Below are 12,163 nucleotides of genomic sequence, written 5' to 3' on the forward strand. Positions count from 1 at the left end.
GGTGGCGACGGGGCGCGGAACTGTTCGATCGGTGCCGGTACTGTTCGGCGAATGAGCTCGCTTAATCTCGACGACTTCACCGATCTGATCGAGCGCCCGGACGGCGGCGTCCGCCGTGACGCGGAGGCCCGCCGGGAACGTCAGATCGTGCCGCCCGGATCGCTGGGGCGCCTGGACGACCTGGGTGAGTGGCTGGCGGCGGCGCAGGGCTCGTCGCCCGTGCGACCGGTCGAGCGGCCGCGGGTGGTGCTGTTCGCCGGCGACCACGGCATCGCCGAGCTCGGCGTCTCCGCCCGACCCGCGGGCAGCGCCGCGGAGTTGGTGCGCGAGGTGCTGGAGGGGGGCCGTCCGGTCTCCGTGCTCGCCCGCCGCCTCGATGTGCCCGTGCGGATCGTGGACATGGCCCTGGACTGCGATCCGGAGACCTTCCCCGAGGACGTCGTGCGGCACCGGGTGCGGCGCGGCAGCGGGCGGATCGACGTCGAGGACGCGCTGACCGTGGAGGAGGCCGAGGCGGCCTTCAGGGCGGGGATGGCCGTCGCCGACGAGGAGGCCGACTCCGGTACGGATCTGGTCGTGCTCGGCGATGTGAGCGTCGGCGGGACGACGGCCGCCGGGGTGCTGGTGGCCGCGCTGTGCGGGACCGACGCGTCCGTGGTGACCGGACGGGGCGGGGAGGCGATCGACGACCTGGCGTGGATGCGCAAGTGCGCCGCCATCCGGGACGCGCTGCGACGGGCCCGGCCGGTGCTCGGGGAGCAGTTGCAGCTGCTGGCGACCGTGGGCGGGGCCGACCTCGCGGCCATGACGGGCTTTCTGCTCCAGTGCGCGGTACGGAAGTTGCCCGTCGTGCTGGACGGCGTCGTGGTGGCCGCCTGTGCGCTCGTCGCGCAGCGGATCGCGTTCCGGGCGCCGGACTGGTGGCTGGCCGCGCACAAGAGCGGTGAGCCTGGCCAGGCCAAGGCGCTCGACCGGATGGCGCTGGAACCGCTCCTCGACCAGGGCGTGAAGGTCGGCGAGGGCGCGGGCGCGCTGCTGGCGCTGCCGCTGGTCCAGGCCGCGGCCGCCCTCGCCGCGGAACTTCCCGAGCGGAAGCCGGCCGCCGAGGAGCCGGAGGAGAAGCAGGAAGAGGAGCAGGGCGAGGAGCAGGACGTGGCGCAGGAAGTGGAGTAGTCCGCGCGAGCGGGGGGTACTGGGCGGCGTTACGGGGAGGGAAAGGTATGGGCCCATATGATCAAACCTTATGGGATATGCCCGATTCGCCGTCTGGTATCTGCGTGCCGTCGCCTTCGTCAACCTCCTCAGCGCGGTGTGGGTGTCCCTGGGACAGGACGTGCGGCGGCACAACCAGGAGGATCTGTTCACGCCGTATCTCCTGACCGCCGGCTTCGCCTCCGGCGTGTTCACCGCGTTTCTGGCGATCACCATGCGGCGTCGCAAGCACGCCGCCTGGATCCTCAACCTCGGGCTCGGCGGGGCGTTCCTCGCGCTGCTCGCCTTCGCGATGGTGTTCCCGGAGATCCGGCGGCACCCGCAGAACTGGGTCTCGCTGGCGCTGACCGCCTCCTTCGTGGGGGCGCTGGTGCTCGGGCGGCGGGAGTTCTACGCCAAGGGTGACCGGGCCAATCCGAGGCTCGCCGCCGTCGTCGGCGTCGGCGGGCTGCTCGTCGCCTCGCTGTTCGCCGCGGTGCTGGTGACGCTCACCGACCAGGCCCGGGGCCACTCCACGTTCGCCGAGCGCTGGCGGTACGGAACCCTCCAGCTGGTCTCGATCTCCGACTTCCGCGCCTCCGGCATCACCACGCCGAACTGGGTCGACGTGGCCGTGAACGTGCTGAGCACCGCGCTCGTCCTCGCCGTCCTGTACGCCGCGTTCCGCTCCCGGCGGGCCGTCGACCCGCTCACCGACGACGACGAGAAACGGCTGCGGGAGCTCCTCGACCGGCACGGCGAACGGGACTCGCTCGGCTACTTCGCGCTGCGGCGGGAGAAGAGCGTCTGCTGGTCGCCGACCGGGAAGGCCGCCGTCGCCTACCGCGTCGTCGGCGGGGTGTCGCTGGCCTCCGGGGATCCGCTCGGGGATCCGGAGGCCTGGCCGGGGGCGATCGGGCCGTGGCTCGCCGAGGCGCGGGCGCACGGGTGGATCCCGGCGGTGATGGGCGCGAGCGAGGAGGCCGGGACCGTCTACGCCCGGCACGGGCTCGACGCGCTGGAGCTCGGGGACGAGGCGATCGTCGAGGTCGCCGAGTTCACCCTGGAGGGACGCGCCATGCGGACCGTCCGGCAGGCGTACAACCGGGTCCGGCGGGCCGGGTACACGGTGCGCGTCCGACGCCACGAGGACGTCTCCGCCGACGAGATGGCGTACCTGGTGCGGCGCGCCGACGACTGGCGCGACGGGGCCGCCGAGCGCGGCTTCAGCATGGCGCTGGGCCGGCTCGGGGACCCGCGGGACGGGCGTTGCGTGCTGCTGGAGTGCCACGACGCGGACGGTGAGCTGCGCGCGCTGCTCTCCTTCGTGCCGTGGGGCCCGCGCGGGCTCTCGCTGGACCTGATGCGGCGGGACCGGGACTGCGACAACGGCCTGATGGAGTTCATGGTCATCGAACTGCTGCTGAGCGCCCGGGAAGCCCGAAACAACCAGCACGACCGGCACGGCCGGGACGGCCAGGACGGCCGGGACGGCCAGGAGGCGATCACGCAGGTCTCGCTGAACTTCGCGGTGTTCCGCTCGGTCTTCGAGCGGGGCGCGCGCTTGGGCGCCGGGCCGGTGCTGAGGCTGTGGCGGTCGCTGCTCAGCTTCTTCTCGCGCTGGTGGCAGATCGAGTCGCTGTACCGTGCCAACGCCAAGTACCGGCCCGTCTGGGAACCCCGGTTCCTGCTCTTCGAGAAGAGCGCGGACCTGCCCCGCATCGGCATCGCCTCGGCGCGCGCGGAGGGTTTCCTGCCGTGAGCCGGATCGCCCGCCGGGCCCGCGCCGAATGGGGGCCGCTGTACGAGGCCGTACGCGAACCCCTGGCGGAGCGGCGGTGGCGGGCGATCCCGATGACGCTCGGGGCGGTGGGTCTGACCTGGGTGACGCAGATCGTGCAGAACCGGTCGTGGGGCCGGCAGCCGGTCCAGGACCTCGGGGCGGTACGGGCCGAGGACCCCCTGTGGCTCGCCCTTTTGCGCACCCCGCTGTCGCTGTTCGTGCCCGCGCCGGACCTGCCGGTCTGGGGCGCCCTCGCGCAGATCCTGCTGGTGTTCGGGATCGCGGAGCTCTGCCTGGGCCGGTGGCGCACGCTCGTCATCGCCTACGCCGCCACTCTCGCGGGCACGCTGTACGCGCGCGTGGGCATCGCCCTGGGCTGGCTGCCCGCCTCCGACGCCCTGGTGGTGGACACCGGCCCCTCGGCGGCCGTCGTCGGCCTCGCGGTCTTCCTGGGCTGGCGGTATCGCGCCTACGCGACGGCGGCGGCGGTGATCGTCGCGATGGTGGTGGAGGTCCTGCTGAAGAACAACCTGGCGGGCAAGGAGCACCTGGCGGCGATCGCGGCGGTGCTGGCGCTGTGCGCGGTCGCGGGGCGGGTGCGGGCGGTCCGGAGTCGGACGCCTCCGCACCCCTCGCTGAGACACCGCTGAGCACCGCGGGGACGCCGCCGAGACACCGCCGAGACACCATCGGGACGCCGTTCCGGACGCCGTCGAGAGGCCCACCGGGACGCGGTCCAGGCACCGCAAAGGCACAACAGGGACGCCGCCGAGGCACCGCCGAGACGCCGCCGGACGCCGCGGAGGCGGGCCGGGACGCCGGCGAGGCACCGTCGGGACGCGTGTGCCGCGATGTGTCGTCGTTCCGCTGCGGCGCCGTCGTGGTCGGTCGCGCAGTTCCCCGCGCCCCTTGAGGGCGCTCAGGCGCCGTCGGGACGGGGCGGGGGGCCGTTCTCACTTGCGGTCGGCGGGCTCCGTGGGACCTGTGGAACGGGCTAGTTCCGCGGTCGTCTTCCCGCCCAGCCAGTCCCCCACCACCCGGCGTGGGCCGATCCAGCGTCGGTCGTGCCGGTAGGCCCGCAGCAGCGCCCTCGCACGCGCGCGTGGCCGCCTGCGGTAGAAGCGCCGGGCCCAGGGCGAGTCGGGCCGGGCCAGCCGCACCAGGCCCACGAGGCCGAGGAACGGGATGAACACGCTGAAGACGGCCATCTGGGCCTTGCCCTTGCTCAGCACGGCCAGCGAGAACAGGAAGTTGACCACGACCGTCGAGATGACGCTGCCCCGGTCCTGGAGCTCGTCCTGGCTCATGTCGTTGACGCCGAACGGCGAGAAGCCCACCAGCAGCAGTCCGACCAGCGCCGCCGTCAGGACCACGGCCTCCACGCTCTTGCGGCCCGCCTCCGTCCAGTACACGTCGTCGAGATGCAGGATCAGCGCGAACTCGTCCAGGACGAGGCCGGTGCCGATGCCGAAGACCACCGCGAAGGCGTTCGCCCCGAAGCCGTGCCGGCCGCTCGCCACCGCGCCGAAGCCGCCCGTGACGGTCAGCACGACGCCCGGGACCACATGGTGGATGTGCACCCCGCCCGCGCTGCTGATGTTGCCGAAGGGCCCCTTGCCCGCGCGGATGAGCCGGGTGATGATCCGGGTGATCAGGAAGGTGAGCACGAACGCGGCCAGCGCAATGAGCAGCGGGACCTTGCCCGGTTCGACGATGTTGCGCTGCAGCCAGTCGCCCATGTCGACAGTCTTCCGGGGCCGAGGGTGGGCTGCCCGGCGGGCGGGGCGTCCGGGCTACTCTGCCGCGGTGTCCACGACCTCGTCTCTCGACGGCCTCCGCTTCGCCTTCGGCACCCTGAGCGTGTTCCCGGTCCGGGTGACCCGCTGGGACCGTCCGGCCGCGCGCGGGGGCATGCTGGCCGCCCCCCTGGTGGGGCTGGTCGTCGGCGGCTGCGCGGCCGGGCTGGGACTGCTCATGCTGCGCCTGGGCGCGAGCCCGCTGCTGGCCGCCGTCGCCTCCGCCGCCGTGCCCGCCGTCCTCACCCGCGGTCTGCACCTCGACGGGCTGGCGGACACCGCGGACGGTCTGGGCAGCGGCAAGCCCGCCGAGGACGCTCTGCGGATCATGAAGCAGTCGGACATCGGGCCGTTCGGCGTGCTCACGCTCGTGTTCGTGCTGCTCGCACAGGTGGCGGCGCTGGCGCAGCTCTACGACGAGTCCTGGGCGCTGGGCGCGGTGGCCGTCGTCGTCTCGGCGGCCGCCGCCCGGCTCGCGCTGACCCTGGCGGCCCGCGCCGGGGTGCCGGCCGCGCGGCCGGAGGGGCTGGGGGCGGCGGTCGCCGGCGTGGTCCCGGTGCGGGGCGCGGCGCTGGTCGCGACCGCCGTCGTCCTGGCGGCGGCGGGCGCGGGCGCGTACTTCGGGCCGTACGACGTCGGCGGCGGGGCCGTCGCCGTGCTCGGGCCGGTCGCGGCGGGGCCGGGCTTCGAGCCGTACGACGCCGTCCGGCCGGCGCTCGCGGTGCTTGCCGCGCTCGCCGCCGCCGAACTGCTCCTGCGGCACTGCACCCGCCGCTTCGGCGGCGTCACCGGTGATGTGTTCGGGGGCCTCGCGGAGACGGCGGCGACCACCGCCCTCGTGGCGCTGGCGCTGCTCGGCTGACGCCCGACGCCCGACGCCCGGCCCAGCAGGCCTCGCGCTAACAGGCCTCGCGCCAGACGCCGAGTTCGTACTTCTTCAGCAGCGAACTCAGGCGCAGGCGGCGGGAGTCGGCGCAGAACTCGCTCGTGGGCAGTTCGTACTCGACGTGGAAGACGGCCTTGCCCGCTTCGATGAAGGGCGTCAGGTCCTCGCACTCCTCGTACTGGGCGCACTGTTCGTTGACCGCGAAGTCGAAGTCGTCGACGAGCTCGGGGATCTGGTCGAGGTCGTTCTTCAGGCCGACCGACAGGCCCCGGTCGTGGGCGAGTTCGGCGATGAGGCGGTTGTAGCGCAGCTGGTCGGCGGCCTTGAGGGGGAAGCCGGTGGTGTTCTTGTAGCCGTCCATGTTGTCCGGCTCGACGGCGTCGAAGCCCTTGTCGCGGCACATGTCGAGGCGGGCCGCCATGAGCGGTTCGAGGAGGTCGACCCGGCGGATGTCGAGCCAGCGTTCGCCCTCCCAGCCGTTGCCCTCGCCGATCACCGACTCGGGGAAGTCGTCGGCGTCGGGCCGCCAGTCCTCCCAGGCGCCGGTGGACAGGTAACAGATGACCTTGCGGCCGTCCTTGTGCAGGCCGGCGACCGTGGCCTCGGTCTGGTCGAAGCCGTCGATGTCGTAGACCGGGACGTCGACGGAGGTGTCCAGGCGTCCGCTGAGCTGCCACTGCCAGCCGATGCCGGGGGCCGGCTGCCAGCGACCCGCTTCGCCTGCCTCGTCGTCGTCCGGTGCGGCGGCCGTGCAGCCCGCGAACAGCAGGGCGAGGAGGGGCAGCAGCAGGGTCGGGCGTCTCACCGGAGGGGCTCCAGGGGGTGCGGCAACGGACCCCAGCATGATCGCCCATGGCGGACCCGGCGCGTGTGACCCAGTTCATGGAGTGCGAGGATCCAGAAGTGGCTACGACGCCACCGACAGGTGAACACGCGCGTGCATGGGCGAACGCACACGCACGCGTACGCTCATTCCGGGATTCGCCAAGCCGGTTCGCCGCGCCGGTGAGGCAGACCCCCGGATGCGACCGCACCCACGACCCGGATCTAGGGTCGGCTGTCGGGCCCGGTCGACCCACACACTCCGGCCACAGCAACTCCACATCGGAAGCGAGATTTCACCACCGTGACTGCTCTCACTCTCAGCACCGCCGCGGCGCCCGGCCTCCGGGCCGACGCGATCGTGATCGGTGTCGCCAAGGGCGCGAAGGGCCCGATCGTTGCCCCAGGCGCCGAAGCCGTCGAGCAGGCCTATGACGGCCGGCTCGCCGCAGTCCTGGACACCCTCGGCGCCGCCGGCGCCGAGGGCGAGCTGACGAAGCTGCCCGCCCCGGCCGGTTTCAAGGCGCCGCTCGTGCTCGCGGTGGGCCTCGGAGCCGAGCCCGAGAAGGACGCCTCGTTCGACGGCGAGGCGCTGCGCCGGGCGGCCGGTGTGGCCGCCCGCGCCCTCACCGGCGCCAAGAAGGCCGCGTTCGCCCTGCCGGTGACCGACGCCGGGGACATCGGCGCGATCGGCGAGGGCGTGGTGCTCGGCGCGTACGCCTTCGACGCCTACAAGCAGAACGGCAACGATGCCAAGGCCAAGAACGGCAAGGCGCCGCTCGCCGAGGCCGCCCTGCTCGGCGGCAAGCCGCGCGACGCCGCCCACAAGGCCGCCGTGCTGCGTGCCACCGCCGTCGGCGAGGAGCTCAACCGCGCCCGCGACCTGATCAACATGCCGCCGAACGACCTCAACCCCGAGGCGTTCGCCGCGCTGGCCCAGACCGCGGCCAAGGAGCACGGCCTCAAGGTGCAGGTGCTCGACGAGAAGGCGCTCGCCAAGGGCGGCTACGGCGGCATCCTCGGCGTCGGCGCCGGCTCGGCTTCGGCCCCGCGCCTGGTGAAGCTGTCGTACACGTCCGCCAAGGCGACCAAGCACCTCGCCCTCGTCGGCAAGGGCATCACCTACGACTCGGGCGGCATCTCGCTGAAGCCTGCCGGGCACAACGAGACGATGAAGTGCGACATGAGCGGCGCGGCGGCGGTCTTCGCCGCGGTCGTCGCCGCCGCGCGGCTCGGCCTCGAGGTGAACGTCACCGGGTGGCTGGCGCTGGCCGAGAACATGCCGTCGGGCTCCGCCACGCGGCCGGGCGACGTGCTGCGCATGTACAGCGGCAAGACGGTCGAGGTCCTCAACACCGACGCCGAGGGCCGGCTGGTCCTGGCGGACGCGCTGTGGGCGGCCTCCCAGGAGAAGCCGGACGCGATCGTGGACGTCGCAACCCTGACCGGCGCGATGATGCTGGCGCTGGGCAGCCGGACCTTCGGGATCATGGCGAACGACGACGCGTTCCGCACGGCGCTGCACGAGGCCGCCGAGGAGGTCGGCGAGCCCGCGTGGCCGATGCCGCTGCCGGAGCACCTGCGCAAGGGCATGGACTCGACCGTCGCGGACATCGCGAACATGGGCGAGCGGATGGGCGGCGGGCTGGTGGCCGGGCTCTTCCTGCGCGAGTTCGTGGGCGAGGGGGTCACCTGGGCGCATCTGGACATCGCCGGGCCCGCGTTCAACGAGGGCGGGCCGTTCGGGTACACGCCCAAGGGCGGGACGGGGACGGCTGTGCGGACGCTGGTGCGGCTTGCCGAGCTGACCGCGGCGGGCGATCTCGGTTAGTCGCGGTGGGTGCGGGGACTGTGCGCCTGATCACTCGGGTCCATCCGTCGTGTGGCGGGTGCGGGCCGTGTGTGGCTGGTCGCGCAGTTCCCCGCGCCCCTGAGGCACGTCCCCTCACGTGCGTCACAAGTGAACGTGGGACGTCTCACACCCCGGCCCCGCGTCTCGTTCGTCTTCTGCAAGTGCGAAGATGGGGCTCGGCAGGACAGGGCCCCCACCACAGGGCCGAAGAAAGAGCGGCCGGACACCAGCCGCCGCCCGGTCAGCGACGACCGGCGTACGGCGCACATGCATGGAGGACGTGACGTGGCGAACGACGCCAGCACCGTTTTCGACCTAGTGATCCTCGGCGGTGGCAGTGGCGGTTACGCCGCGGCGCTGCGCGGGGCCCAGCTGGGGCTTGACGTCGCCCTGATCGAGAAGGACAAGGTCGGCGGCACCTGCCTGCACCGGGGTTGCATCCCCACCAAGGCCCTGCTGCACGCGGGCGAGATCGCCGACCAGGCCCGCGAGAGCGAGCAGTTCGGCGTCAAGGCCACCTTCGAGGGAATCGACGTCCCCGCCGTCCACAAGTACAAGGACGGTGTCATCGCCGGCCTGTACAAGGGTCTGCAGGGGCTCATCGCGTCCCGCAAGGTGACGTACATCGAGGGTGAGGGCCGACTGTCCTCCCCCACCTCCGTCGACGTGAACGGGCAGCGGATCCAGGGCCGCCATGTCCTGCTGGCGACCGGCTCCGTGCCGAAGTCGCTGCCGGGCCTGGAGATCGACGGCAACCGGATCATCTCCTCCGACCACGCCCTCGTGCTGGACCGGGTGCCGAAGTCCGCGATCGTCCTCGGTGGCGGTGTGATCGGCGTCGAGTTCGCCTCGGCGTGGAAGTCCTTCGGCACCGACGTGACCGTGATCGAGGGCCTGAAGCACCTCGTGCCGGTCGAGGACGAGAACTCCTCCAAGCTTCTTGAGCGCGCGTTCCGCAAGCGCGGCATCAAGTTCAACCTGGGCACCTTCTTCTCGAAGGCCGAGTACACCGCCGACGGCGTCAAGGTCACCCTGGCCGACGGCAAGGAGTTCGACGCCGAGGTCCTGCTGGTCGCGGTGGGCCGCGGGCCCGTCTCCGCCGGTCTGGGCTACGAGGAGCAGGGCGTCGCGACGGACCGCGGCTACGTCCTGGTCGACGAGTACATGCGGACGAACATCCCGACCGTCTCCGCCGTCGGCGACCTGGTCCCGACGCTCCAGCTCGCGCACGTCGGCTTCGCCGAGGGCATGCTGGTAGCGGAGCGTCTGGCCGGTCTGAAGGTCGTCCCGATCGACTACGACGGCGTCCCCCGGGTGACGTACTGCCACCCCGAGGTCGCCTCCGTGGGCATCACCGAGGCCAAGGCCAAGGAGATCTACGGCGCGGACAAGGTCGTCGCTCTGAAGTACAACCTCGCGGGCAACGGCAAGAGCCGGATCCTGAACACCGCGGGCGAGATCAAGCTCGTCCAGGTGAAGGACGGCGCCGTGGTCGGCGTCCACATGGTCGGCGACCGCATGGGCGAGCAGGTCGGCGAAGCCCAGCTGATCTACAACTGGGAGGCGCTGCCTGCCGAGGTCGCGCAGCTCATCCACGCCCACCCGACGCAGAACGAGGCGCTCGGCGAGGCCCACCTGGCCCTGGCGGGCAAGCCGCTGCACTCGCACGACTGACCCTCGGTCGACGAAGCGACGACTCAGACTTCCGCAATTCGTTAGGAGCAACCGAAACCATGGCGGTTTCCGTAACCCTTCCGGCGCTCGGCGAGAGCGTCACCGAGGGCACTGTCACCCGCTGGCTGAAGGCCGAGGGTGAGCGCGTAGAGGCCGACGAGCCGCTGCTCGAGGTGTCGACCGACAAGGTCGACACCGAGATCCCCTCGCCCGTCTCCGGCATCCTCGCCTCCATCAAGGTCGCCGAGGACGAGACCGTTGAGGTCGGCGCCGAGCTGGCCCTCATCGACGACGGCAGCGGGGCCCCCGCTGCCGCCCCCGCCCCGGCGGCCGAGCCCGTCGCGGCTCCGGCCCCGGCCCCGGCTCCCGTGGCCGAGGCGCCCGCCGCGCCTGCCCCGGCCGCCCCCGCCGCTCCGGCTCCGGCCGCCGCCCCCGCGGGCGCCGCGTCCGGCACGGACGTGGTCCTGCCCGCGCTCGGCGAGTCCGTCACCGAGGGCACCGTCACCCGCTGGCTGAAGTCGGTCGGCGACAGCGTCGAGGCCGACGAGCCGCTGCTCGAGGTCTCCACGGACAAGGTCGACACCGAGATCCCGGCGCCCATCTCCGGTGTGCTGCTCGAGATCGCGGTCGCCGAGGACGAGACCGCCGAGGTCGGCGCCAAGCTCGCCGTCATCGGCGCCCCGGGCGCCGCTCCGGCGGCTGCTCCGGCCCCCGCCGCCCCGGCTCCGGCGCCCGTCGCCGCTGCCCCGGCGCCGGCCCCCGTCGCCGCTGCCCCGGCGCCGGCCCCCGTCGCCGCTGCCCCGGCGCCGGCTCCGGCCGCTCCGGCTCCGGCGCCCGCCCCGGTCGCCGCCGCCCCGGTCGCTCCGGCCCCCGCGCCGGTCGCTCCGGCTCCGGTCGCCCCGGCCGCTCCGGTCACGCCCGCGCCCGCCGCGCAGGACACCGACGAGGGTGCGTACGTCACCCCGCTGGTGCGCAAGCTCGCTGCGGAGAACGGTGTGAACCTGGGCTCCGTCAAGGGCACCGGCGTCGGCGGCCGCATCCGCAAGCAGGACGTCCTCGCCGCCGCCGAGGCCGCGAAGGCCGCCGTCGCTGCCCCGGCTCCGGCCGCCGCCGCGCCGGCTGCCGCGAAGAAGACCCCGAAGCTCGAGGTCTCTCCGCTGCGTGGCCAGACCGTCAAGATGCCCCGCATCCGCAAGGTCATCGGCGACAACATGGTCAAGGCGCTGCACGAGCAGGCGCAGCTGTCCTCGGTCGTCGAGGTCGACATCACCCGGCTGATGCGGCTGCGCGCGCAGGCGAAGGACTCCTTCGCGGCGCGTGAGGGCGTCAAGCTCTCCCCGATGCCGTTCTTCGTGAAGGCTGCGGCCCAGGCGCTGAAGGCCCACCCGGCCGTCAACGCCCGGATCAACGTCGAAGAGGGCACGATCACCTACTTCGACACCGAGAGCATCGGTATCGCGGTGGACTCGGAGAAGGGCCTGATGACCCCGGTCATCAAGCACGCGGGCGACCTGAACATCGCCGGCATCGCCAAGGCCACGGCCGATCTGGCGGGCAAGGTCCGCGCCAACAAGATCACCCCGGACGAGCTGTCCGGCGCGACCTTCACCATCTCCAACACCGGTTCGCGCGGCGCGCTCTTCGACACGATCATCGTGCCGCCGAACCAGGTCGCGATCCTCGGCATCGGCGCCACGGTCAAGCGTCCGGCCGTCATCGAGACGGAGGAGGGCACGGTCATCGGCGTCCGCGACATGACGTACCTGACCCTGTCCTACGACCACCGTCTGGTCGACGGCGCCGACGCGGCCCGCTACCTGACCGCGGTCAAGGCCATCCTGGAAGCCGGCGAGTTCGAGGTCGAACTCGGCCTGTAACCCCAGGTTTCAGCAAACAGGCACCCCCGCCCGGAGCGTTCCGGACGGGGGCGCTTGTTTTTCGCGTCGGCCGACCGGACCTCGAAGGGGAGGGCGACACTCCGTAGGCGCCGCCCCGCGGCAGGACGGAGCAGGTTGCGAGGCGCGCTCCGTCCGGAGCATGTAAGTCTCGTCTCACCTGCGTAAAAGCCAACCCGCGCGCCCCTGCAGAAAGCGCTCACGGCCGTATTGTCTAAACGTCAAACGCCCCGGGGCCCATGGGCGGCCCCTCCTTAAGGAGCC

Annotated in this window: 9 protein-coding genes; 7 read left to right on the plus strand and 2 right to left on the minus strand. The window is 72.6% G+C overall.

What is annotated here, in order from left to right; translation table 11 throughout:
* Positions 1-51 precede the first annotated feature (51 nt).
* The 3 genes from cobT (at position 52) to ACWCPF_RS16960 (ending at position 3,624) form a co-directional block, all read left to right on the plus strand.
* Positions 52-1,173, plus strand: a complete 1,122-nt coding sequence (gene cobT / locus ACWCPF_RS16950; RefSeq protein ID WP_451045795.1) for a nicotinate-nucleotide--dimethylbenzimidazole phosphoribosyltransferase — start codon at positions 52-54, stop codon at positions 1,171-1,173.
* Positions 1,174-1,243: 70 nt separating this feature from the next.
* Positions 1,244-2,953, plus strand: coding sequence for a phosphatidylglycerol lysyltransferase domain-containing protein (locus tag ACWCPF_RS16955; protein ID WP_451045796.1), 1,710 nt, complete (start codon positions 1,244-1,246; stop codon positions 2,951-2,953).
* Positions 2,950-3,624: a hypothetical protein gene (locus ACWCPF_RS16960; protein ID WP_451045797.1), complete on the plus strand. Its 675-nt coding sequence runs from the start codon at positions 2,950-2,952 to the stop codon at positions 3,622-3,624. Before ACWCPF_RS16955 ends, ACWCPF_RS16960 begins: the two co-directional genes overlap by 4 nt.
* Before the next feature lie 303 nt (positions 3,625-3,927).
* Here ACWCPF_RS16960 and ACWCPF_RS16965 read toward each other — a convergent pair whose 3' ends face one another.
* Positions 3,928-4,713: a hypothetical protein gene (locus ACWCPF_RS16965; RefSeq protein WP_451045798.1), complete on the minus strand. Its 786-nt coding sequence runs from the start codon at positions 4,711-4,713 to the stop codon at positions 3,928-3,930.
* Between the two features lie 67 nt (positions 4,714-4,780).
* Here ACWCPF_RS16965 and ACWCPF_RS16970 point away from each other — a divergent pair, with 67 nt between their 5' ends.
* Complete coding sequence (locus tag ACWCPF_RS16970; RefSeq protein ID WP_451045799.1) at positions 4,781-5,632, plus strand: adenosylcobinamide-GDP ribazoletransferase; 852 nt, start codon at positions 4,781-4,783, stop codon at positions 5,630-5,632.
* 37 nt (positions 5,633-5,669) lie between these two features.
* Here the strand turns inward: ACWCPF_RS16970 and ACWCPF_RS16975 are convergent, their stop codons facing one another.
* Complete coding sequence (locus tag ACWCPF_RS16975) at positions 5,670-6,461, minus strand: endo alpha-1,4 polygalactosaminidase (RefSeq protein ID WP_451045800.1); 792 nt, start codon at positions 6,459-6,461, stop codon at positions 5,670-5,672.
* A gap of 321 nt (positions 6,462-6,782) precedes the next feature.
* Between ACWCPF_RS16975 and ACWCPF_RS16980 the strand changes: the two genes are divergently transcribed.
* The 3 genes from ACWCPF_RS16980 (at position 6,783) to sucB (ending at position 11,881) form a co-directional block, all read left to right on the plus strand.
* Complete coding sequence (locus ACWCPF_RS16980) at positions 6,783-8,309, plus strand: leucyl aminopeptidase (RefSeq protein ID WP_451045801.1); 1,527 nt, start codon at positions 6,783-6,785, stop codon at positions 8,307-8,309.
* A gap of 306 nt (positions 8,310-8,615) precedes the next feature.
* Entirely contained in the window at positions 8,616-10,004 is a 1,389-nt protein-coding gene (lpdA, locus tag ACWCPF_RS16985; RefSeq protein WP_451045802.1) for a dihydrolipoyl dehydrogenase, read from the plus strand.
* A 59-nt stretch (positions 10,005-10,063) separates the two neighbouring features.
* The gene (gene sucB / locus ACWCPF_RS16990) at positions 10,064-11,881 is read left to right on the plus strand and encodes a 2-oxoglutarate dehydrogenase, E2 component, dihydrolipoamide succinyltransferase (protein WP_451045803.1); all 1,818 of its coding nucleotides are present in this window, start codon (positions 10,064-10,066) and stop codon (positions 11,879-11,881) included.
* The last annotated feature ends 282 nt before the right edge of the window (positions 11,882-12,163 follow it).

Source organism: Streptomyces sp. NPDC001858, from assembly GCF_053594615.1.